Annotated in this window: 24 protein-coding genes; 11 read left to right on the top strand and 13 right to left on the bottom strand. The window is 59.4% G+C overall.

Features of this window, described 5'->3' with window-relative positions:
• Positions 1 to 53: 53 nt before the first annotated feature.
• From groL to CBB63_RS05250, 3 genes are all read right to left on the bottom strand, one after another.
• Positions 54 to 1,703: a chaperonin GroEL gene (gene groL / locus CBB63_RS05260; protein WP_286698402.1), complete on the bottom strand. Its 1,650-nt coding sequence runs from the start codon at positions 1,701 to 1,703 to the stop codon at positions 54 to 56.
• Between the two features lie 73 nt (positions 1,704 to 1,776).
• Positions 1,777 to 2,064: a co-chaperone GroES gene (locus CBB63_RS05255; RefSeq protein WP_005849542.1), complete on the bottom strand. Its 288-nt coding sequence runs from the start codon at positions 2,062 to 2,064 to the stop codon at positions 1,777 to 1,779.
• Between the two features lie 178 nt (positions 2,065 to 2,242).
• Complete coding sequence (locus CBB63_RS05250; RefSeq protein ID WP_286698401.1) at positions 2,243 to 2,923, bottom strand: DUF2161 domain-containing phosphodiesterase; 681 nt, start codon at positions 2,921 to 2,923, stop codon at positions 2,243 to 2,245.
• Positions 2,924 to 3,055: 132 nt separating this feature from the next.
• Between CBB63_RS05250 and CBB63_RS05245 the strand changes: the two genes are divergently transcribed.
• On the top strand, positions 3,056 to 3,976 hold the full coding sequence (locus CBB63_RS05245; protein WP_286698400.1) for a manganese-dependent inorganic pyrophosphatase: 921 nt from the start codon (positions 3,056 to 3,058) through the stop codon (positions 3,974 to 3,976).
• 104 nt (positions 3,977 to 4,080) lie between these two features.
• On the opposite strand, the gene CBB63_RS05240 is transcribed toward CBB63_RS05245, so the two are convergent.
• Positions 4,081 to 4,647 (bottom strand): carboxymuconolactone decarboxylase family protein, encoded by a 567-nt coding sequence (locus CBB63_RS05240; RefSeq protein WP_286698399.1) that lies wholly within the window; start codon positions 4,645 to 4,647, stop codon positions 4,081 to 4,083.
• Between the two features lie 99 nt (positions 4,648 to 4,746).
• Here CBB63_RS05240 and CBB63_RS05235 point away from each other — a divergent pair, with 99 nt between their 5' ends.
• From CBB63_RS05235 to CBB63_RS05210, 6 genes are all read left to right on the top strand, one after another.
• Positions 4,747 to 5,319, top strand: coding sequence for a TetR/AcrR family transcriptional regulator (locus CBB63_RS05235; RefSeq protein ID WP_286698398.1), 573 nt, complete (start codon positions 4,747 to 4,749; stop codon positions 5,317 to 5,319).
• A 98-nt stretch (positions 5,320 to 5,417) separates the two neighbouring features.
• A complete protein-coding gene (locus CBB63_RS05230; protein WP_286698397.1) occupies positions 5,418 to 6,290 on the top strand; it encodes a TIGR01459 family HAD-type hydrolase in 873 nt (290 codons plus the stop codon).
• Between the two features lie 90 nt (positions 6,291 to 6,380).
• Positions 6,381 to 6,824 (top strand): MaoC family dehydratase, encoded by a 444-nt coding sequence (locus CBB63_RS05225; RefSeq protein WP_286698396.1) that lies wholly within the window; start codon positions 6,381 to 6,383, stop codon positions 6,822 to 6,824.
• A gap of 105 nt (positions 6,825 to 6,929) precedes the next feature.
• Entirely contained in the window at positions 6,930 to 7,862 is a 933-nt protein-coding gene (locus CBB63_RS05220; protein ID WP_286698395.1) for a bifunctional riboflavin kinase/FAD synthetase, read from the top strand.
• Entirely contained in the window at positions 7,859 to 8,329 is a 471-nt protein-coding gene (locus CBB63_RS05215) for a YcgN family cysteine cluster protein (RefSeq protein WP_286698394.1), read from the top strand. The genes CBB63_RS05220 and CBB63_RS05215 overlap by 4 nt, the downstream gene beginning before the upstream one ends.
• Positions 8,329 to 9,366, top strand: a complete 1,038-nt coding sequence (locus CBB63_RS05210) for a threonine aldolase family protein (protein ID WP_286698393.1) — start codon at positions 8,329 to 8,331, stop codon at positions 9,364 to 9,366. Before CBB63_RS05215 ends, CBB63_RS05210 begins: the two co-directional genes overlap by 1 nt.
• 3 nt (positions 9,367 to 9,369) lie before the next feature.
• Here the strand turns inward: CBB63_RS05210 and CBB63_RS05205 are convergent, their stop codons facing one another.
• The gene (locus tag CBB63_RS05205; protein ID WP_286698392.1) at positions 9,370 to 10,158 is read right to left on the bottom strand and encodes an alpha/beta fold hydrolase; all 789 of its coding nucleotides are present in this window, start codon (positions 10,156 to 10,158) and stop codon (positions 9,370 to 9,372) included.
• Entirely contained in the window at positions 10,155 to 10,751 is a 597-nt protein-coding gene (locus CBB63_RS05200) for a 2-hydroxychromene-2-carboxylate isomerase (protein WP_286698391.1), read from the bottom strand. Before CBB63_RS05200 ends, CBB63_RS05205 begins: the two co-directional genes overlap by 4 nt.
• A gap of 109 nt (positions 10,752 to 10,860) precedes the next feature.
• On the opposite strand from CBB63_RS05200, the gene CBB63_RS05195 reads away from it, so the two are divergent.
• Positions 10,861 to 11,880 (top strand): ribose-phosphate pyrophosphokinase, encoded by a 1,020-nt coding sequence (locus tag CBB63_RS05195; protein WP_286698390.1) that lies wholly within the window; start codon positions 10,861 to 10,863, stop codon positions 11,878 to 11,880.
• A 31-nt stretch (positions 11,881 to 11,911) separates the two neighbouring features.
• Here CBB63_RS05195 and CBB63_RS05190 read toward each other — a convergent pair whose 3' ends face one another.
• The 7 genes from CBB63_RS05190 to CBB63_RS05160 form a co-directional block, all read right to left on the bottom strand.
• The gene (locus tag CBB63_RS05190) at positions 11,912 to 12,250 is read right to left on the bottom strand and encodes an H-type lectin domain-containing protein (protein ID WP_286698461.1); all 339 of its coding nucleotides are present in this window, start codon (positions 12,248 to 12,250) and stop codon (positions 11,912 to 11,914) included.
• A 127-nt stretch (positions 12,251 to 12,377) separates the two neighbouring features.
• Positions 12,378 to 12,815: a F0F1 ATP synthase subunit epsilon gene (locus CBB63_RS05185; RefSeq protein WP_286698389.1), complete on the bottom strand. Its 438-nt coding sequence runs from the start codon at positions 12,813 to 12,815 to the stop codon at positions 12,378 to 12,380.
• 12 nt (positions 12,816 to 12,827) lie between these two features.
• On the bottom strand, positions 12,828 to 14,252 hold the full coding sequence (atpD, locus tag CBB63_RS05180) for a F0F1 ATP synthase subunit beta (RefSeq protein WP_009825206.1): 1,425 nt from the start codon (positions 14,250 to 14,252) through the stop codon (positions 12,828 to 12,830).
• Between the two features lie 19 nt (positions 14,253 to 14,271).
• The gene (locus CBB63_RS05175) at positions 14,272 to 15,150 is read right to left on the bottom strand and encodes a F0F1 ATP synthase subunit gamma (RefSeq protein ID WP_286698388.1); all 879 of its coding nucleotides are present in this window, start codon (positions 15,148 to 15,150) and stop codon (positions 14,272 to 14,274) included.
• Positions 15,151 to 15,164: 14 nt separating this feature from the next.
• Positions 15,165 to 16,703: a F0F1 ATP synthase subunit alpha gene (gene atpA / locus CBB63_RS05170; protein WP_286698387.1), complete on the bottom strand. Its 1,539-nt coding sequence runs from the start codon at positions 16,701 to 16,703 to the stop codon at positions 15,165 to 15,167.
• Positions 16,704 to 17,264, bottom strand: coding sequence for a F0F1 ATP synthase subunit delta (locus CBB63_RS05165; RefSeq protein ID WP_174226613.1), 561 nt, complete (start codon positions 17,262 to 17,264; stop codon positions 16,704 to 16,706).
• Positions 17,265 to 17,566: 302 nt separating this feature from the next.
• Complete coding sequence (locus tag CBB63_RS05160) at positions 17,567 to 18,313, bottom strand: methyltransferase domain-containing protein (RefSeq protein WP_286698386.1); 747 nt, start codon at positions 18,311 to 18,313, stop codon at positions 17,567 to 17,569.
• 151 nt (positions 18,314 to 18,464) lie between these two features.
• Here CBB63_RS05160 and gloB point away from each other — a divergent pair, with 151 nt between their 5' ends.
• The 3 genes from gloB to CBB63_RS05145 all read left to right on the top strand — a co-directional run bounded on the left by gloB (position 18,465) and on the right by CBB63_RS05145 (position 22,694).
• Positions 18,465 to 19,232, top strand: a complete 768-nt coding sequence (gloB, locus tag CBB63_RS05155) for a hydroxyacylglutathione hydrolase (RefSeq protein WP_037944769.1) — start codon at positions 18,465 to 18,467, stop codon at positions 19,230 to 19,232.
• Between the two features lie 175 nt (positions 19,233 to 19,407).
• Entirely contained in the window at positions 19,408 to 21,729 is a 2,322-nt protein-coding gene (gene clpA, locus CBB63_RS05150; protein WP_286698385.1) for an ATP-dependent Clp protease ATP-binding subunit ClpA, read from the top strand.
• The gene (locus CBB63_RS05145) at positions 21,726 to 22,694 is read left to right on the top strand and encodes a M23 family metallopeptidase (RefSeq protein ID WP_286698384.1); all 969 of its coding nucleotides are present in this window, start codon (positions 21,726 to 21,728) and stop codon (positions 22,692 to 22,694) included. The genes clpA and CBB63_RS05145 overlap by 4 nt, the downstream gene beginning before the upstream one ends.
• Positions 22,695 to 22,696 lie beyond the last annotated feature (2 nt).

Genomic DNA, 22,696 nt, shown 5'->3' with positions numbered 1-22,696 from the left:
ATGCGCCCCTTCATTCTGTCAGCACAAGGGCGTGATCGCCCCCGCGGCGTGATTTACATCATGCCGCCCATGCCGCCCATGCCNCCCATGTCGGGCATGCCGCCGGCTGCGCCGCCGTCTTTCGACGGTTTGTCGGCAACCATGGCTTCGGTTGTGATCAGCAGACCAGCAACGGATGCCGCGTCTTGCAGCGCTGTACGCACAACTTTGGCAGGGTCGATAACACCGAATTTGAACATGTCGCCATATTCTTCGGTCTGAGCGTTGAAGCCGAACTTCAGGTCGTCGCTTTCGCGGATTTTGCCGGCCACTACGGAACCGTCAACACCAGCGTTNTCAGCGATCTGACGCAGAGGCGCTTCGAGCGCNTTGCGGACGATGCCGATACCAACGTTCTGGTCNGCGTTGTCGCCTGTCAGCCCTTCGAGCTTTTTGCCCGCTTGNACCAGTGCAACACCACCACCAACAACGATACCTTCTTGAACAGCGGCACGTGTCGCGTTCANGGCATCATCAACGCGGTCTTTGCGCTCTTTAACTTCAACTTCGGACATGCCGCCAACGCGGATCACGGCAACACCGCCTGCCAGTTTGGCAACGCGTTCTTGCAGCTTCTCTTTGTCGTAGTCGGATGTGGTTTCTTCGATCTGGTTACGGATCTGAGCAACACGTGCTTCNATCTCNGCCTTCTCGCCAGCGCCGTCAACGATTGTTGTTTCGTCTTTGGTGATGGTGACTTTCTTGGCCGAACCCAGCATGTCCATTGTAACGGACTCGAGCTTCATGCCCAGATCTTCGGAGATCACTTGACCGCCTGTCAGGATCGCAAGGTCTTGCAGCATGGCTTTGCGGCGATCGCCGAAACCAGGTGCTTTGACCGCTGCGATTTTCAGGCCGCCGCGCAGTTTGTTGACAACCAGAGTTGCCAGCGCTTCGCCTTCAACATCTTCGGAGATGATCAGCAGTGGTTTTTGCGACTGGATCACTTGCTCAAGCAGGGGAACCATTGGCTGCAGCGAGGACAGTTTTTTCTCGTGCAGCAGGATAATCGCGTCTTCCAGCTCGACAGTCATCTTGTCGGAGTTGGTGACGAAGTAAGGGGACAGGTAACCGCGGTCGAACTGCATGCCTTCAACAACATCGGTCTCTGTTTCCAGGCCTTTGTTCTCTTCGACGGTGATCACACCTTCGTTGCCGACTTTCTGCATCGCGTCCGCGATCTGACGGCCGATTTCTTTCTCGCCGTTTGCAGAGATGGTGCCGACTTGGGCAACTTCGTCGCTGTCGTTGACAGGGCGCGCTGCTGCTTTGATCGCTTCGACGACAGTGGTGGTCGCCATGTCGATGCCGCGCTTCAGGTCCATCGGGTTCATGCCAGCGGCAACCGATTTCATGCCTTCTTTAACGATGGCTTGGGCCAGAACGGTTGCGGTTGTTGTACCGTCACCCGCTTCGTCGTTGGTCCGGGAAGCAACTTCCTTGACCATCTGTGCGCCCATGTTTTCGAACTTGTCTTCCAGTTCGATTTCTTTCGCTACGGATACACCGTCTTTGGTGATGCGAGGCGCGCCAAAGGATTTGTCCAGCACAACGTTACGGCCTTTGGGGCCCAGTGTGACTTTNACGGCATCGGCAAGGATGTTCACACCCTTAAGCATCTTGTTACGGGCGTCGGTCCCGAATTTTACGTCCTTAGCAGACATAGTGTCTCTCCTAAAATCTTGGGTTGATGTCAGCGTATCTTGGGTGAGGCGCTAGGCCCCGGTCTGCCTGAGCTCAGGACAGGATCCCCATGATGTCGCTTTCTTTCATCATCAGCAGTTCTTCGCCGTCCAGGGTGACTTCTGTGCCGGACCATTTGCCGAACAGAACCTTGTCGCCGGCTTTTACAGCCATTGCGATCAGCTCACCGCTGTCCTTGCGCGCGCCTTCGCCACAAGAAACAACTTCACCCTCGGAGGGTTTTTCTTTTGCGGAATCAGGGATGATCAAGCCACCCTTGGTTTTTTCTTCGCTTTCGGTGCGGCGCACCAGCACACGGTCATGCAGCGGTTTAAATGCCATCTTTCAGCTCCTTAAGGCTCAAAGTTATTCTCCCAAGCCGCCCCTCCGGTCGAGGGGTGCAGCCATTAGCACTCAGCCCTTGCGAGTGCTAACGAGGGATAGCTAAGGATGTGCACGGCCCTAGTCAACCACGGTAATTTGAAAAATTTTAGCCAACTTGCCCCGTNGCCCGNGCANGCTAGTCCGACCCGANCACCCGCCCCGCGGCGGAAACGGCTTCGGCACCTGTCGGGGTCAGGCCGTATATGCCTGTNTCGATCTTTTCAAACCATCCGTAGTGATTGTCGCGCATCATGGCGGTTGCCCGCTGAACCTGGGTTTCGCGCGCGACATGGGCACCTTTGCTGGCCCCTGCCTCGAATAGGTACATCGCGAGCTTCAGCGCATCCTGCCGATAGGCGGTGACCAGCCCTGCCCGCGTCTGCCCGCCGTCATTCGGGTCNCCCTGACGCCGTGCGAATTCACGCAGCAGCCGTGCCTGCCGCTTGGCGNTTTTGCGCGGCGCATAAGGGCCCGGATCGCAATGCACCTCGACCAGACCATCCTNCAGCCGCACGGTGATCAACCCCAACCCCAAACGCCGCGCCAGNGCNGTGTTGTCCTTGACCGCCTTGGCAAAACGTTTGCCCGGCTGACGGGCGACCGCCAGATAGACATCATCGCTGACCGACAGACGCGCGATACATTGATGAAACAGCGCGAGGCTAAAGCCCAGCTTCAGCTCTACCACCACCGGCGGCTCTGCCCCGCGAACGGCCACGACATCGGCAGCCCCCACCTCTGACTTCACGACATAGCCCTGATCCTCGAGAAAGGATTTGATCGGCGGGTAAAGGTCGGTTTCGCGCGGGTTTGTCATGGGTGCAGTGCTACCAGCTTTGCCCCGCTGCTGAGAACCCCAAAGCCGCGGCTATCAGGCAGGTGGTGACAACTGCGCCAACCAACCATATAAGGCGCGCAAATCAACACTCTCCCACTGCAGGACATTCCTATGACAACGCTTGTTTTTGGCCATAAATCCCCCGACACAGACAGCACCGGCAGCCCGATCATCTGGGCATGGTACCTGAATGAAATCAAAGGCGTCGACGCCGCNCCCGCNCTGCTGGGCGAGCCCAACACCGAAGCGCTGTTCATGCTGGACCACTGGAAGCTGGACAAGCCGCAGATCATCGACGACGTGCAAGCCGACCAGCCCGTTGTGATCGTTGACACCAACAANCCTGCCGANCTGCCCGCCAGCATCAATGACGCGGACATCACCGCCATCATCGACCACCACCGTCTGGTGGGCGGGCTTGAAACCAAAGGCCCCGTCAACATCGTGATGGAGACGCTCGCCTGCACCGCGACGATCATGTACAANATGATCGGTGATGACATNGCGCAGATGCCCACCAATATCAAAGGCGCGATGCTGACCTGCATCCTGTCCGACACGCTGGAATTCCGCAGCCCGACCACAACGCAAGAAGACACCGCCATCGCCCACGCGCTGGCCAAGGATCTGGGTGTCGACATCGCNGAATANGCGGCGCAGATGTTTGCGGCGAAATCCGACGTCTCGTCCTTNTCCGANGCAGAGCTGCTGCGCATGGATTCGAAAGANTACGAAGTCGACGGCAAGAAATTCCGCGTCTCCGTTCTGGAAACCACATCGCCCGCAGCCGTGCTGAACCGCAAAGACGCGCTGATGGCTGCAATGCCCGGCGTTGCCACAGAAGACGGGGCCGATCAGGTNTTGCTNTTCGTNGTCGACATCCTGAACGAAGAAGCCACCATGCTGATCCCCAACGACTTTACCAAGTCNGTGGCAGAGAAAAGCTTTGGCGCGACCGTCACCGGTGACAGCGTTGTCCTGCCCGGTGTGATGAGCCGTAAAAAGCAGATCATCCCGAACATCAAAGTCTAAACGGACCTANCNGGCCCCNTNCTTGGCGGGGGCACAAACGCAAAANCCCCCCTGAGATCAGGGGGGCTTTTNTCATTTCANCGCCGCGCCGAAGCGCGANGGGCTTATACCTTCAAAGGGGTATCGCCGCGCTCCCATGCCAGCGGCTTGAACACGTCGTCGACGGGNGTCTGCGCGACGTGGTTCACGTAGTTNGACATGGTTTTCTGCGCCATCCCAAGGATCACATCCANCACCGCNCGGTGGCCATAGCCCGCGTCNAAGAACGCTTTCATCTGATCGTCAGACACGTTGCCNCGCTGGCGNAACATCTGGACGGTAAAGGTGCGCAGNGCTTCCAGCTTGGGTGTCGGCAGCGCGGTTTCGTTGCGCAGCGCGTCAGAGATTTCGTCCGATACCTTCATCATCTTGGCGATACCTGTGTGCGCGGGGACGCAGTAGTGGCATTCGTTCTCGACGTTGATCGCCTGCCAGACAACAGTCAGCTCTTCCGCATCAAAATCGGTTTCGGTGAACAGCTTGTGCAGCACCTGATAGCCTTCGTAAGCCTGTGGGCTTTCGGCCAGAACCTTGTGCAAACCGGGCAGACGGCCAAAGGCTTTTTGCGACTGCTCAAGCAGCGGCTTGGAGGCTTCGGGTGCGGTATCAAGATCGTGAGAGGGGAAGGACATGGAAAAGCTCCTGTAAATGTTTCGCTAAAGTACATTTAGGGTTTATTGAGCGATCACTCAAGTATATAATTGAGCAATCATTCAAGAAAAGGTGATCCCATGCCCCGCAAACCCAGCTATGACCGTGAAGATCTGATCGAACGCGCCCGCGATCTGTTCTGGCAACGGGGGTGGGCGGGCACGTCGCTGAAGGACCTGGAAGCGAGCCTCAAGATGAAGCCGGGCAGCTTCTATGCAGCGTTCGGGTCAAAGGATGCGCTGTTCGAACTTGCGCTTGATCGCTACGCCGCCGACGGGTCAGAGCGGATGAAGACGCTTGCCCGTAACGAAGGCCCCCTGCCCGCGCTGCAAAAATTCCCCCGCATGGTGATTTCGAATGACACCGCACCGGCCAAAGCCTGCATGCTGTCGAAAACCCTGCTTGAACTACAAGCCCACCGTCACCCGCTGGCGCAAAAGGCAAACGCCCATCTGCTGAAGATGGAGCAGATGTTCGCAGAGCTGTTTGCCCAAGCCCAAGCCGCCGGTGACATCAGCGCTGATCACGATCCGCGCAGTCTGGCGCGGCGCTACCAGTCCGATGTGCTGGGGCTGCGCGTCTCGGCGGAACGTGAGGGGGTGGATGCCGCCGCCATCGCGGGCGAAATCGCGGACGGTTTGGCGCGGCTCTGACGCGCATCACGGCGCGGACCTGTTGCGCTGCCCAGTTGCCCCGCGGGGGGATGTGTGCTTTCTGCGGTGCAAAGCTCTTGCAGATTGGAAAGCGGCCCATGACCCAGATTATCAATAACCTTTTCGAAATCTCTGACCGCTATGACGCCTTGTTCGTCGACCTTTGGGGCTGCGTCCACGACGGGGTCAAGGCGCTGCCGGATGCGGTCACCGCGCTGCAAGCCTATCGCAACGGCGGCGGCAAGGTGGTGCTCGTCACAAACTCCCCCCGCCCCCGCGACGGCGTGATCAAACAACTGGCGCATTTCGGCGTACCGGATGATGCGTGGGACGATATCGCCACCTCGGGCGATTCTGCGCGCACGGCGATGTATCGCGGCATGGTGGGCACGCAGGTCTGGCACCTTGGCCCGCCCACGGACAAGCACTTCTTTGATCCCAGCGACGTGCTTGATGATCCCGTTGATATCCAGCGGGTTGATCTGGAAGACGCCGAGGGCATCGTTTGCACCGGCCCNTTCGATCCNTCCGAAGACCCCTCCGTGCTGCGCCCGCAACTTCTTTATGCCAAGCAAAAGGGGCTNAAGCTGCTTTGCGCGAACCCCGATATCGTGGTGGACCGTGGCGATGTGCGCGAATGGTGCGCCGGTGCTGTCGCGGCGCTTTATACCGAGATGGGCGGGGAAAGCCTGTATTTCGGCAAGCCGCANCCGCCGATTTATGANCTGGCCCGCCGCAAGCTCTACGCNTTGGACAAGGACATCACCGACAATGGCATTCTCGCCATCGGCGACGGCATCCATACCGATGTCAAAGGGGCCATGGGCGAGGATATCNATTCGCTTTTCATCTCTGGCGGTCTGGCCGCGCGGGAAACCGAAACGCAGACCCAGCCCGATCCCGAGGCGCTAANCCGTTATNTGGAAAAGGAAACATCGGCTCCGACCTACACAATTGGACACCTACGCTGACCTACTTTTTCCTTGCGTTTCTGCGCTTGCAAAGTAATTAAGTTTCACACTGGATAAAACTGGCGTCACTTTATTACTGAAAGGGCTGGCATGTTGGATAATCTGCCCCGTGGAACGATCTGTATTGAAGATATCGAAATCGGCATGACGCGCTATCTGCGCAAGGTCATCACCGACGAAGACATCGAGATGTTCGCGCAAGTGTCCACTGATCGNAATCCGGTACATCTGGACGACGCCTANGCGCAGGACACGATCTTTGANGGNCGGATCGCCCACGGCATGCTGACTGCGGGCCTGATCTCTGCCGTGATCGGAGAGCAGNTGCCGGGGCATGGCACCGTCTACATGGCGCAGTCGCTCAAGTTTCTGGCCCCCGTGCGCCCCGGCGATCTGGTCTATGCCGAGGTGAAGGTCACCAATATCGAATTCGACAAGCGCCGTGTGAAACTGGATTGCCACTGTGCGATTGAGGGCAAAAANGTCCTGATTGGCGAAGCAACCGTTCTGGCCCCGTCGCGCAAGTTCGACTGACGATAGCCCTCCCGCCAGCGCCCGNCCCACAACGCTGCGGTTTTTCGGNACCGTGACCCGCCCCGCTGCTTGTCAGCACCGGCAGAGGGGGCTACCACCAAGCGCATGGAAATCATTCGCGACTATCAATTTGTATCCGCTTCCGATCAGGGGGCGACCGCCGCTATTGGCAATTTCGACGGGGTGCATCTGGGGCATCGGTCGGTCATCGACATGGCNCGNGCCGCCCTGCCCGACGCGCCCTTGGGCGTGGTCACATTCGAGCCACACCCCCGCGAATATTTCGCCCCCGACGCCCCGCCCTTCCGCCTGATGGGCGCAGAGGCGCGCGCGCACCAGTTGCAAAAGATCGGCGTCGACAAGCTGTATGAGCTGGGGTTCGATGCCGCTCTGTCCGGCCTCAGCCCCCGCGCCTTTGCGCAGGAGGTGATCGTTGATGGTCTGGGCCTGCGCCATGTGGTCGTGGGTGCGGACTTCCGCTTTGGCAAGGCGCGCGCGGGCACCGCTGAACAGCTGCAGGCCTTCGGTGCCGAGATGGGGTTCGGCGTGACCATCGCGCCGCTGATGGCGAAGGGCCCCGATACCGTGTCTTCGACNGCGATCCGCAACGCGCTGACAGAGGCACGCCCCCGCGANGCCGCCGCGATGCTGGGCCATTGGCACCGNGTTGAAGGCCCGATCCTGCACGGTGAAAAGCGCGGGCGCGAACTGGGCTACCCGACGGCGAATATGTCGATCGACGGGCTGCANCCGCCNGCCTTTGGTGTCTATGCNGTGCTTGTCGATGTGCTTGAAGGGCCGCAGGCAGGGCGCTACCACGGCGTTGCCAGCCTTGGCGTGCGCCCNATGTTCGGCGAGAACAAGGCCAACCTCGAGACATTCATCTTCGACTTCAAAGGCGATCTCTACGGCAAGCATGTCTCGGTCGCGCTGGTCGACCACCTGCGCGGCGAGGAAAAATTCGACAATCTTGACGCCTTGATCACCCAGATGGATGCCGACAGCGCGCAGGCCCGCAGCATTCTGGCCGCGCTATGACCGANCCGATTGCCGCCAAAGGTCTTGCCAAACGGTTCTGGGAAAAGAAGCCGCTNACCAAGATGTCGCAAGACGAATGGGAAGCGCTGTGTGACGGNTGCGGAAAATGCTGNCTGAACAAGCTTGAAGACGAAGANACCGAAGAAGTCGCCCTGACCCGCGTGGCCTGCCGCCTGCTGGATGATGCGNCCTGCCGGTGNAGCCACTACGAGAACCGGCACCAATTCGTGCCCGACTGCATCGTTCTGAAGCCCGAAAATCTGGATACNCACGCCTATTGGATGCCGCTNACCTGCGCCTATCGGCTGCTGTGGCAGGGCAAGCCGCTGTACGACTGGCACCCGCTGATCAGCGGTGACCCTGATAGCGTGCANCGCGCGGGAATCTCGGTGCAGNATAACACCGTCTCGGAATTCGACACCCCGTTCGAGGAATGGGAAGACCACATCATCGAGGAGCCAACCTGATGTTTTTTGCCTCTGACAACGCGGGCCCTGTTCACCCCCAGATCATGAACCGTCTGGCTCAGGCAAACACCGGACACGCGATGCCCTATGGCAATGATCCCATCATGGACGAAGTCCGCGACGCGATCCGCACCGCGTTCGAGGCACCCGAGGCCGCGGTCTATCTGGTCGCAACCGGCACCGCTGCCAATGCGCTCGCGCTGGCGTGCTACACCCAGCCGTGGCAGACGATCTTTTGCTCCGTCACCTCGCATATCCACGAAGACGAATGTAACGCGCCCGAGTTCTATGCCGGTGCCGCAAAGCTGACCGTGGTTGAAACCGACGACAAGATGACGCCAGAGGCGCTGACAAAGGCGATCGAGAAACACCCCGAGGGCAATGTACATGGCGCGCAGCGCGGGCCNGTGTCGATCACGCAGGTGACCGAACGGGGCTCGGTCCACTCGCNGGAAGAGCTGAACGCCCTCACCGCTGTTGCCAAAAGCTATGACCTGCCNGTGCATNTGGACGGGGCGCGCTTTGCCAATGCGCTGGTTGCCCTGGGCTGCACCCCGGCAGAGATGACGTGGANAGCGGGCGTCGATGTCGTCAGCTTTGGCGGCACCAAGAACGGTTGCATGGGTGTCGAGGCGGTGNTNTTCTTCGACCCCGCCAAGGCTTGGGAGTTCGAGCTGCGGCGCAAACGCGGGGCGCATCTGTTTTCCAANCACCGGTTCCTGTCTGCGCAGATGGCGGNCTATATGCAGGATGATTTGTGGAAGACGNCCGCCGCCNNGGCCAATGACAACGCNCGCCATCTGGCNGANGGTTTGCGCNCCGCAGGGGCAACGNTGCTGCATAAACCCGACGCCAATATGATCTTTGCCAAATGGCCCCGCCGCATCCACCAGAAGCTGCATGATGCGGGGGCGAAATACTATGTCATGGATGGCCCGTTAGAGGGCGACGACCCGAATGAGCCNTTATCNGCGCGGCTGGTCTGTGACTGGTCGATCGGCACAGAGGCGATCGACCAGTTCCTATCGTATTTCTGACGGCTATACNGTTTCGAGAAAGNTGCGGATTTCAGCGGCNACGGCCTGCGGGTGCGTGATCGGNGCCATGTGCCCCGCCCCNTCNATCGCCTTGCGTGTCNCATTNGGCAAACGGCGGGCGATGGACGTGCTGATCGCATCTACCATATCCGCCGATGTGCCCCCNTCCATCAACAGNACCGGCATCGCGGCGCGGGCNAACTTGCCCGGNTCTAGCAGCCCGGCATTNTCGTCNCGCAANAACGGCTGGCTNGCGGGCACATAATGGATNCGGTCAGCCATATACTGGCGCAGCTTTTCCGGCGTCTGTTCCCATCCGCTGCCATCGCCCCAGCCNGTGTTGAAGATGCGCGCGGCCTCCATCCGGTCGCCCGCGTCAAAAGCCGCATCGAACCCGNCGGAGTTGCGATCCGCGGCCGCCACCCGTGCCGGATCGTCAGCNAGNGCCGCCGCNAAATAGACCGGTTCNATCATCGTCAGGCTNCNCACCAGTTCGGGGTTCTCGATGGCAATCCGCAAGCCGATNGTCGCGCCAAAAGAATGGCCGATAATATCAATCGGTTCGGTCACCAGNTCCCGCACCAGATCGGTCGCCCGGGCATGGAGATCCCCCTGCCCGTCCCAATCGGCGGATTTCCCGTGGGAGGGCAGATCGGGNCANAGCAGCGTCAGCTCATCCGCTAACGCCTCGCCCACGCCGCGCCACGCGCCGGAATGGGCAAGCGTGCAGTGAACAGCCAGNGCNTGCCGCGGACCATGCCCGAATTGCCGTGTATATAAACCTGAACTCACAGTTTACCTGCCATCACNAGGTCAAGNTCTTCAAGCCGGTCCTGACCCCAGAACTTGTGGGCGTCGTCCAGAATATAGAATGGCGCGCCAAAGACGCCCTTTTCGACCGCCTCTTCCAGATTGCGCGCGTAGGTATCAGCCCCCTGCAGCAAGCCTTTATCGGCCAGCGCGGGGTCAAAGCCCGCTTTTTCAAGACAGTCGCGCACGACCGCATCTTCGGCAATATCGCGTTCCTCGGCCCAGACGGCNNTCATGATCAGCTGGCACAGCTTGCCTACGTCGCCGCCTTCGTTCTGCGCTGCGATAATGGCGTACGAAGACGGCGCGCCGTTGGTGGGCCAATGCGCGGGTTTGAGGTTGAACGGCATNCCCAGNTTCTTGGCCTGACGCGGCAGTTCAATCGCGCGATACTCTTGCCGCGACGGATGTCGATCTTTTGGAGGNTGCCCNCCCGTGCGCCCGAAAGCGGTAATCAGATCGAAAGGTTTATAGNTGATCGTCGCCCCGTGTTTGGCGGCGATTTCCTCAAGCCGGTTTCCCGCCAGATAGGCATATGGTGAAAGTGTCGCAAAAAAATAGTCGATATGGGGCATTTGGGGTCTCCGATCAGGGCTGTGCAGCTTTGCCAGACCGTAAGGCCATGCTAAGCGGTGTCAACGTCACGATTCTGTCACATGTTCTGCATCCAGGGACCCTTTGCACATGGCTCAAACCACCGAACCCAAACTGATCTCAGGTAACGCGAACATGCCGTTGGCCAAAGCCATCGCACGGCGGATGTCGCTGCATCGGGGGGTCAACGTAGGGCTGGTCGACGCACGGGTCGAACGGTTCAATGACGGCGAAATCTTTGTGGANGTTTACGAAAACGTCCGCGGCGAGGATATGTTCATCATCCAGCCAACGTCGAACCCNGCCAATGACAACCTGATGGAANTGCTGGTCATGGCCGACGCGCTGCGCCGGTCCTCTGCGGCGCGTGTCACGGCTGTTCTGCCCTATTTCGGCTATGCCCGTCAGGACCGCCGCACCAAGGCACGCACGCCGATCACCGCCAAGATGGTCGCGAANATGATGGTCGGCAGCGGNATTGAGCGTATCCTGACGATGGACCTGCACGCCGCACAGATCCANGGTTTCTTCGATATCCCNGTCGACAACCTCTATGCCTCCCCCGTTTTNGCGCTGGACATNNAGAACGAATTCAAGGGCCGCATGGACGAGCTGATGGTCATCTCTCCGGATGTNGGCGGCGTGGCCCGCGCACGCGAACTGGCGAAGCGCATCAACTCCCCCCTCGCCATCGTGGACAAGCGCCGCGAAAAGCCCGGCGAGATNGCAGAGATGACCGTGATCGGCGATGTGACCGACAAAGTCTGCCTGATCGTGGACGACATTTGTGACACCGCCGGCACCCTGTGCAAAGCGGCCGAAGTGCTGATGGAGAACGGCGCGAAGGAAGTCCACTCCTACATCAGCCACGGCGTTATGTCCGGCCCTGCGGTCGAACGCGTTAGCAATTCGGTGATGAAATCGCTGGTCATCACGGACAGCATCGCGCCGACGCCCGCCGTCAAGCAAGCTACAAACATCCGGATCGTGCCTACAGCGCCGATCTTTGCGCAGGCGATCCTGAACATCTGGAACGGCACTTCGGTCTCGTCCCTGTTCGACGCCGATACGCTAGAGCCGATCTACGACGGCATGTACAAACCCGGCTAAGCGCCCCTGAAACAACGGCTGGGGGCGCTGCTTAAAGCTCCCAGTCGTCTTGCTGCGGCAACGGCCCGATGGCCATCCAAGACGCCCTGACGCGCGCGATACGCGTATCGCCCCAGGTGCGGAACACCAGTTCAAAACCTTCCGTCGTCACATTCTCTGATCGCAGATCCGCGCGCATGACCGTGGCGTTATCCACGTCCCACAGCGCAAGCGAGGCGTGTACCGTGGGGATATCGCGGTATGGCGTGGAAAAGGTGATATGGTTGCGCCGCTCGCGCTGGCCCTNNCCCGTCCACATCTCGCCACCATCCTGAAAATCGGAGAACAACACCGTCTCTCCGCTATCGATACCAACGCTGNTTGCGTTCATTCTTTTCATGGTGATGGCCTGCCCCAACTCGTCCTACCGCTACAATCTGACAACCATAAGTTAAGGTTAACAAATAGAAAAGGCCCCGCGGATGCAGGGCCTTTCCATCAAAACGGGCAAGGAAACGTCAGAGGCTGGGTTGCTTGCTCGACAAGCCGATTTCGTCCCCCATGGCGACCATGTCGGACAGCAGCTTGGCTGCGTCGTCTACGGGGCCAGGTTCATTCACGAAACCCTCTTTTGCCGTTGTGTACATGGCTTTGGCTTCGGCGATCATTTCGTCCAGATGCTCTTGGGTCATATCACCCTTGGACACCGCGCGTTCGGCCAGAACCGATACGCCTTCGGATGAAATCTCGGCAAAGCCGCCGGTTACCACATACTCAGCAGTGCCTTCCGGGCCTTCAACACGCAGCACACCGGGGCGCAGCGTGGTGATGGTGGGGGCATGATCAGACATGGCTGTCATGTCCCCGTCCGCACCCGGAATCTGAACGGCCGTCACCTGCATCGAGGCCAGCCGCCGCTCGGGCGAAACGAGGTCGAATTGCATTGTGTCTGCCATTTTCAGCGCTCCTTAAGCGGCGTCTGCCGCCATTTTTTCAGCTTTCGCTTTCACTTCTTCGATGCCGCCAACCATGTAGAAGGCACCTTCGGGCAGGTGATCGTATTCACCGGCAACAACCGCCTTGAAGGAGGTGATTGTCTCTTCCAGTGGAACCTGCTTACCGTCGGAGCCGGTGAACACTTTCGCAACGTCGAAAGGCTGGCTCAGGAAGCGTTCGATCTTACGCGCACGGGCAACGGTCAGTTTGTCGTCTTCCGACAGTTCGTCCATGCCGAGAATCGCGATGATGTCCTGCAGCGACTTGTAGCGTTGCAGGATACCCTGAACGTCACGTGCCACGTTGTAATGCTCTTCGCCAACGATGGATGGGTCCATCAGACGCGATGTGGAGCCGAGCGGATCAACAGCAGGGTAGATACCCTTTTCAGAGATCGAACGGTCCAGAACGGTTGTCGCGTCAAGGTGCGCAAAGGATGTCGCAGGCGCGGGGTCGGTAAGGTCATCCGCAGGAACGTAAACGGCCTGAACCGATGTAATCGAACCGGATTTGGTCGATGTAATACGTTCTTGCATCGCACCCATGTCGGTCGCCAGTGTTGGCTGGTAGCCCACGGCCGAAGGAATACGACCCAGCAGAGCCGAAACCTCGGAACCGGCTTGGGTAAAGCGGAAGATGTTGTCGACGAAGAACAGAACGTCGGTACCGGATTGGTCGCGGAACTGTTCGGCCAGTGTCAGACCGGTCAGAGCAACGCGCATACGCGCTCCGGGAGGCTCGTTCATTTGGCCGTACACCAGCGCAACCTGCGATTTTTCCAGATCATCAGGGTTGATAACGTTGGATTCGATCATCTCGTGGTACAGGTCGTTCCCTTCACGGGTACGTTCACCAACGCCCGCGAAAACCGAATAACCGGAGTGCACTTTGGCGATGTTGTTGATCAGTTCCATGATCAGAACGGTTTTACCAACACCGGCACCACCGAACAGACCAATTTTACCACCCTTGGCGTAAGGTGCCAAAAGGTCGATTACCTTGATGCCTGTTTCCAGCACTTCGGATGTGGTCGACTGTTCCGCGAATTCGGGCGCATCCGCGTGGATCGAGCGACGCTCGGCCGATTGGATGTCGCCTTTTTCGTCGATGGCTTCGCCAACAACGTTCATGATGCGGCCCAATGTGGCGTTGCCCACTGGGATCGAGATTGGCGCATCTGTGTCTTCGACGCGCTGGCCGCGAACCAGACCTTCGGTCGCGTCCATCGCGATGGTACGCACGGTGTTTTCGCCAAGGTGCTGAGCCACTTCGAGGATCAGTTTCTTGCCGTGGTTTTCAGTTACAACAGCGTTGAGGATCTCTGGCAGGTGATCCTCGAACTGCACATCGACGACGGCGCCGATGACTTGTGTGATTTTGCCGACTGCATTTGCCATGTCGTTTCTCCGATTTGTCCTACAGCGCTTCCGCGCCGGAAATGATTTCGATCAGCTCGTTGGTGATGACGGCCTGACGCGAACGGTTATACTCGATNGTCAGATCTTCGATCATGTCACCGGCGTTCCGTGTNGCGTTGTCCATTGCCGACATCCGGGCACCCTGTTCAGAGGCCGCGTTTTCCAGCAGAGCCGAGAAGATCGCCGTTGCAACGCCGCGCGGCAGCAGGTCGGCCAGGATGGCCTCTTCGCTGGGCTCGTAGTCGAACAGTGTCGTCGCCTCGTCCGCGCCTTCGGTCTCTTCGAAGGTCGCCGGGATGATCTGCTGTGCCGTCGGGATCTGGCTGACGACGTTCACGAACTTCGAATANAAGATCGTGGCGATGTCATATTCACCCGCGTCAAAACGGCCAAGTACGTCCTTGGCGATCCCCTGCGCATCGGCATAGCCAAGGCGCTTGACNTCGCTGAGGTCAACGTGACCGACCAAAAGGTCGCCAAAGTCACGACGGATGCTGTCGCGGCCTTTCTTGCCAACGGTCAAAATCTTGACCTCCTTACCCTTGGCGATAAGGCCACGGGCATGGGCTTTGGCAAGCTTGGCGATGTTGGCGTTAAAGCCACCGCACAGGCCACGTTCNGCGGTCATGACAACCAACAGGTGNACCTGATCCGACCCCGTGCCGCTCAGCAGCTTGGGGGCGGTGTCAGACCCACCTACCGATGCAGCCAACCGCGACATCACAGCGTTAAAACGCTCTGTGTAGGGGCGGGACTGCTCGGCAGCTTCCTGCGCGCGGCGAAGCTTCGCCGCGGCAACCATTTGCATGGCTTTCGTGATCTTGCGGGTCGATTTGACCGACGCGATCCGGTTTTTTAGGTCCTTGAGGTTTGGCATGTGCCCTCCCTCCCTTAAGCGAAGTCAGCGGCGAAAGAATCGATGGCAGCTTTGATCTTGTCTTCCAGCTCACCCTTCACCTTGCGGTCGTTGTTGGTGATGTCAGCCATCAGGTCGGCGTGCTTGCTGCGCAGGTGCGCCAGCAGGCCCGCTTCAAAGCGGCCGACTTCTTTGACGTCGATCTTGTCGAGGTAGCCGTTTGTACCCGCATAGATCACGCAGACGATTTCCGCGTTGGTCAGGGGGGAGTACTGAGGCTGCTTCATCAGNTCTGTCAGGCGCGCACCACGGTTCAGCAGCTGCTGAGTGGAGGCATCAAGGTCGGAACCGAACTGAGCAAAGGCCGCCATTTCGCGGTACTGAGCCAAGGACAGTTTAACCGGACCAGCAACAGAAGACATCGCTTTGGTCTGAGCCGAGGACCCAACGCGCGAAACCGACAGACCGGTGTTCACAGCAGGACGGATACCTTGGTAGAACAATTCGGTTTCCAGGAAGATCTGACCGTCGGTGATCGAGATCACGTTGGTTGGAATAAACGCGGAAACGTCACCACCTTGGGTTTCGATGATCGGCAGAGCTGTCAAAGAGCCGTTGCCTGCGTCATCGCCCAGCTTCGCCGAACGCTCGAGCAGACGGGAGTGGAGATAGAAAACGTCACCTGGGTAAGCTTCACGCCCGGGCGGACGACGCAGCAGNAGGGACATCTGGCGGTAGGACACGGCTTGCTTGGAAAGGTCATCATAGATGATCAGCGCGTGACGGCCGTTGTCGCGGAAGAATTCCGCCATAGCTGTTGCGGAGTATGGTGCGAGGTACTGCATNGGNGCAGGCTCGGACGCGGTGGCGGCAACAACGATGGAATAGTCAATCGCGCCTGTTTCNTCGAGCTTTTTAACCAGCTGGGCAACAGTCGAACGTTTTTGGCCGATCGCAACGTACACGCAGTACATTTTCTTGCTCTCGTCGTCGCCTGCGGCGTCGTTGATCTGCTGTTGGTTCAGGATCGCGTCCAGAGCAACGGCAGTTTTACCGGTCTGACGGTCACCAATGATCAGCTCACGCTGGCCACGGCCAACGGGGATCATCGCGTCAACGGATTTCAGGCCAGTCGCCATTGGCTCGTGNACCGATTTCCGTGGGATAATGCCGGGGGCTTTAACGTCCGCGAGGCCACGCTCGGTGGATTCGATGGGGCCTTTGCCGTCGATNGGGTTACCCAGNCCGTCAACNACACGACCCAGCAGNCCGTTGCCGATTGGCACGTCCACGATGGAGTTGGTGCGCTTGACGGTGTCGCCTTCTTTGATGTCGCGGTCGGAACCGAAGATAACAACACCGACGTTGTCTGTCTCGAGGTTCAGGGCCATGCCCATGATGCCGCCGGGGAATTCGACCATCTCGCCAGCCTGGACGTTGTCCAGACCATACACGCGAGCGATACCATCACCAACGGACAGAACGCGGCCAACTTCGGCAACTTCTGCTTCTTGACCAAAGTTCTTGATCTGGTCCTTCAGGATCGCAGAAATCTCTGCAGCTTGGATACCCATTTATCCGACCTCTTTCATTACATTCTGGAGGGAATTGAGCTTTGCGCGGATCGACGTGTCGATCATCTTAGAGCCCACTTTTACGATAAGACCGCCAATGAGGGAGTCATCAACGGTCGCATTCAACGTTACTTTTTTGCCTGTNGTCGCGGCGAGCGACTTGGACAGCTTTTCGGACTGCGCTTTGGTCAGCGCCTTGGCCGAAATCACATCAGCAGTCACTTCGCCTTTTTCNACGGCGATGATGTCACGCAGGTTCTGNACCAGCTGCGGCAGGACGAACAGACGGCGCTTGTTGGCCATCAGTTCCAGCGTGCTGGCGAGCGTCTGGGACAGGTCCATCTTTTTGGCGATGGCACTGATCGACGCGGCTTGCTGTTCGCGCGTGTAGATCGGCGAATTGATCAGATCGCGGAAATCTTCGCTTTCGGCCAATGCGGCTTGCAGCGCATCAAGATCTTTCTCGATCTGGGGAAGGGCTTTGGCCTCTTGGGCCAGCTCGTACACGGCGGTCGCATAGCGTTGTGCGATACCTGTAGAGATTGATGCTGTTTCGGACACGTCCATCCTCTCATACGTCAGGGCCGGATAAGCGAATACATCGCGTCACCGGGGTGTTGGCGCGACTTGAAATTACCCAAGACGTCTAAATCAGGGCGGATGTAGCAGACGGACCCGCATCCCGCAACACAGTATAGTGAGGTTGCCACAGGAAAGCGCCCCTTATTCTTAGCGCAATGCACCCCTGCGACGCTTTGACCTGATCAACCTGCCTAAAAATCAATAGACATCCGGCAATTTNGNGTGTGGCAGCGATTCTTGCCGCCGTGGNGCGGGGGTCACATAGGCTGNGGCAGGNCCGCCTAAACTGCCGAAGGCGTCACCGCGCCGACCCCTTCCANAACGCGGATCGACCGGCGCGCTGGCGTGCGTGCAACCTTGCCCTTGGGCGGGTACACCAGCTTGGTCACCTCGNCCATNAACGCCCCGCCCGCCATGATCGTCGGCATGTGCCGCCCGACCTTTTCAAACAGCGGCCCCGCGCGCCGGAACGTCCGTCTGGTCGAGGGCAGCAGATACAGCGCACCCAACTGGCGCTCTGGCAGGAACTGGTGTTTGCGCAGTTGCGTTTCGAGCTGCCCCAGCGAATAGGGCCGCCCGTATCCGAAGGGCGTGATATCGCTACGCGCCCAGAACCCTGCACGGTTGGGCACGATGAACAGCGCCCTGCCCCCCGGCCCCAACACGCGCCAGCATTCCTCTAGCAGGTCGCCCTGTCGGTCAGACGTTTCAAGCCCGTGCATCAGAACCAGCCGGTCGACATGTCCGGTTTCGATCGGCCAGAGCGTTTCTTCGGTCAGCACAGAGGTATTGGGCATGCCCGCGGGCCAAGGCATGACCCCCTGCGGCCCCGGCATCAGCGTCATCACCCGCCGCGCATCCGCCAGATAGGGGCGCAGCAAGGGGGCCGCGAAACCAAAGCCCACAACGGTCTGGCCCTTGGCCTCGGGCCAAAGCTCAAGCATGCGGGTACGCAAGGAATGCTGCGCCGCGCGGCCAAGGGCACTGCGATAGTAAAAGTTGCGCAGGTCTTGGACATCAAGGTGCATGGGCAAAGGGCCTTGTTGGGTGGATCGCCCCGACCCTAGACCAAAGCCACGCGCCGCAAAAGAGCGGACTGCGCGAAACCCGTTTGCAGCACCGCCCTGCCCGCGCTAGCGTGGTGATCCGCACCCCGAAACCCCGACCGGAGCCGCTGCCATGTCCTTTGATCTTGTGACCATCCCCTGCCTGTCCGACAACTACGCCTTCCTGCTGCGCGACCAGACCAGCGGCAAGGTCGCCTTGATCGACGTGCCCGAGGCCGCGCCGATCGCTGCCAAGCTGGACGAGCTGGGCTGGACCCTCACGGAGATCTGGCTGACCCATCACCACCCCGACCACATTCAGGGCGTGCCCGCGCTGATTGCCGACCACCCTGCCCGCGTGATCGGTGCCAAGGCTGATGCCGAACGCCTGCCCCCGCTGGACGCGGCCTATGACGACGGGCAATCCTTCACCTTCGGCGCGCATACGGTCGATGTGATCGATGTGTCGGGCCATACCGTCGGGCATATTGCCTTTCACGTCCCCGCGGCCAAATGCGTCTTTACCGCCGACAGCCTGATGGCGCTTGGTTGTGGTCGTTTGTTCGAAGGCACGCCCGCGCAGATGTGGGACAGCCTGCAAAAGCTGATGCGCCTGCCCGCCGATACCACCGTATGTTCGGGTCACGAATACACGCAGTCGAACGCAAAATTCGCCCTGACGGTTGATCCGGAAAACGCGGCACTTATATCTCGTGCAAGAGAGATCGATCAGGCCCGTGCTGATGGCGAGCCGACAGTTCCCTCGACGCTTTCAACGGAACTTGAAACCAACCCCTTTCTGCGCCCGTCCGATCCGGGCATCCGTGCGCAACTGGGGATGGTCAACGCCACCGACACCGATGTGTTTGCCGAAATTCGCGCGCGCAAAGACCGTTTCTGACCGCCGCAATCATGGTCTAAAATCGACGTTCACGATAAATGTGACAGCGATATTGCAGAAAAACCTTGAAGCTGCGCCGTGATCAACCAAACTCTAATACTATGAGGCCATGCTCGGTTGCGGCGCGTCCTGTTTCTGACGCCCCCTCCGACACAGATCGAAAAGGAGCACGCCTGTGCCTTCATTCTCGTCTACCCTAGAACAAGCCATTCACGCGGCGCTGGCCCTTGCCAATGCGCGCAAACATGAATTCGCTACGCTTGAACATCTTCTTTTGGCCCTGATCGACGAACCCGACGCCGTGCAGGTGATGAAAGCCTGTTCCGTCGATATGACCGAACTGCGCGAAACGCTGGTCGAATTTGTCGATGAAGACCTGAACAATCTGGTCACCGATGTTGACGGCTCCGAAGCGGTGCCAACGGCAGCGTTCCAGCGGGTGATCCAGCGCGCGGCGATCCATGTGCAATCCTCTGGCCGGACCGAAGTGACCGGCGCGAACGTGCTGGTCGCGATTTTTGCGGAACGCGAAAGTAACGCCGCCTACTTCCTGCAAGAACAGGATATGACGCGCTATGATGCGGTCAATTACATCGCGCATGGCGTCGCCAAGGATCCGGCTTTCGGTGAACCACGCCCCGTGTCCGGTGCGCCGGATCACGAGGAAGAAGCCCAAGGTGTCACCGATGGCGACAAGAAAGAATCCGCGCTGGCGAAATACACCGTTGATCTGAACGCGAAATCCCGCGAAGGCGACGTTGATCCGCTGATCGGCCGGTCGGACGAGGTGGAACGCTGCATTCAGGTGCTGTGCCGCCGCCGCAAGAACAANCCGCTGCTGGTGGGTGACCCCGGCGTCGGGAAAACCGCCATCGCCGAAGGGCTGGCGCGCAAGATCGTTGCNGGTGAAACGCCCGAGGTCTTGGCCGAAACCACGATCTATTCGCTCGACATGGGCGCNTTGNTGGCNGGCACCCGCTACCGCGGTGATTTCGAAGAACGNCTGAAAGCCGTCGTGACCGAGCTGGAAGAACATGACAACGCCGTCCTGTTCATCGACGAGATCCACACCGTTATCGGTGCCGGTGCCACATCCGGCGGCGCGATGGATGCCTCCAACCTGCTGAAACCCGCGCTTGCGGGCGGCAAGCTGCGCACNATGGGGTCGACCACCTACAAGGAATTCCGCCAGCATTTCGAAAANGACCGTGCCCTTGCGCGTCGTTTCCAAAAGATCGATGTGAACGAGCCTTCGGTCGAGGATGCGGTGAAAATCCTGCGNGGCATCAAACCCTATTTNGAGGATCACCACTCGGTCAAATATACCTCTGACGCGATCCGGACCTCGGTTGAACTGGCGCACCGCTATATCAACGACCGCAAACTGCCTGACTCCGCCATCGATGTGATCGACGAAGCGGGCGCGGCGCAGCATCTGCTGGCGGCCTCNAAACGGCGCAAGACCATCGGCACCAAAGANGTCGAAGCCGTGGTNGCCAAGATCGCGCGCATCCCGCCCAAGAACGTGTCCAAGGATGATGTGATTGTGCTCAAGGATCTTGAGGCATCGCTGAAACGCGTCGTCTTCGGTCAGGACAAGGCGATCGAAGCCCTGTCGTCCGCGATCAAACTGGCCCGTGCCGGCCTGCGCGAGCCCGAAAAACCCATCGGCAACTACCTGTTCGCAGGGCCGACAGGTGTAGGTAAGACCGAGGTGGCGAAACAGCTGGCCGACACGCTTGGTGTGGAACTGCTGCGTTTCGACATGTCTGANTACATGGANAAACACGCCGTTTCCCGCCTGATCGGTGCCCCTCCCGGCTATGTCGGGTTTGATCAGGGCGGCATGTTGACCGATGGCGTTGACCAGCACCCGCACTGCGTTCTGCTGCTCGACGAGATGGAGAAAGCCCACCCGGACGTCTACAACATCCTGTTGCAGGTGATGGATCACGGCAAGCTGACGGACCATAACGGCCGGACAGTGGATTTCCGCAATGTCGTGCTGATCATGACGTCGAACGCAGGCGCGTCCGAGCAGGCGAAAGAAGCGATCGGCTTTGGCCGTGACCGTCGCACCGGCGAGGATACCGCCGCGATCGAACGGACCTTCACGCCCGAATTCCGCAACCGTCTGGACGCGGTGATCAGCTTTGCGCCGCTTCCGAAAGACGTGATCTTGCGGGTGGTCGAGAAGTTCGTGCTGCAGCTTGAAGCTCAGCTGATGGACCGCAACGTGACGATTGAACTGTCCACCAAAGCCGCCGAATGGCTGGGCGACAAAGGCTATGATGCACGGATGGGTGCGCGCCCCCTTGGACGCGTCATCCAAGAGCACATCAAAAAGCCCCTCGCCGAAGAGCTGCTGTTCGGCAAGCTGGCGAAAGGTGGTGTGGTCAAGGTCAACGTCAAGAAGGGCGAGCTGGACCTGACGATCCTCGGGTCGGAAAACCCCAAGCTGACAGGCAACAAGCCACCGTTGCTGACAGCTGAATGATACCACGCAGCGCCGTATTTGCGCTTGCCCTGCCCTTTGCCAGCCCCGTGCTGGCAGAGGGTTTTCTTATCTCCCCTCCCCTTGATTGCGACCTTGGCACAGACTGCTTCATCCAGCAGTATGTCGATAGCGACCCGTCGTCTGATGCGATGGATTTCACCTGTGCCGCGCTAAGCTATGACGGGCACAAAGGCACGGATTTCGCACTGCCCAGCCGGGCCCGTATCGCCGACAACATCCCCGTCCTTGCCAGCGCCGCAGGCCGTGTCACCGGTATGCGCGACGGTATGGCTGACAGCGGCTACACCAGCGAAAACGCCGCCGATATCGACGGTAAGGAATGTGGCAACGGCGTCGTGCTTGACCACGGGAACGGTTGGGAAACCCAGTACTGCCACCTCAAACAAGGCTCCGTCAGCGTTACCAAGGGGCAAGAGGTCGCTTCGGGCGACACCATCGGCTTTGTCGGGCAGTCGGGAAAGGCCGCCTTCCCCCATGTGCATCTGTCGGTGCGCAAAGACGGGGCCGTCGTTGATCCCTTCGATCCCGATGGGACCACCAGCTGCGACGCGCCCGGTGATAGCAATCTTTGGGCCGAACGGCCCGACTACCGCGCCGGTGGGCTGATCAGCATTGGTTTTGCCGATGCGGTCCCCGCCTATGACGCCATCAAACAAGGCGAGGCAGCGGCGGCGTCCCTGCCCGTGGATGCGGATGCGCTGGTTGTCTGGGGCTACATGTTTGGCACGCGGGCGCATGACATCGTGAACCTGTCCATCACCGGCCCTGACGGCATGGTGATCGCGGATGATGTGACGCTGACCAAAACCCAGGCCCAAGCCTTTCGCGCCATCGGCAAACGTGGCCGCGTGGACTGGCCCGCGGGCACCTATACCGGCACGGTGACGATGATCCGCGGCCTGCAGATCATCAGCCAACGCAGCACGGAAATCGAGGTCAAATAACG

Origin of the sequence: Sulfitobacter sp. TMED3 (assembly GCF_002167505.1) — a bacterium.
GTDB lineage: Bacteria > Pseudomonadota > Alphaproteobacteria > Rhodobacterales > Rhodobacteraceae > Sulfitobacter > Sulfitobacter pontiacus.
This window is presented reverse-complemented; position numbering and strand designations above follow the sequence as displayed.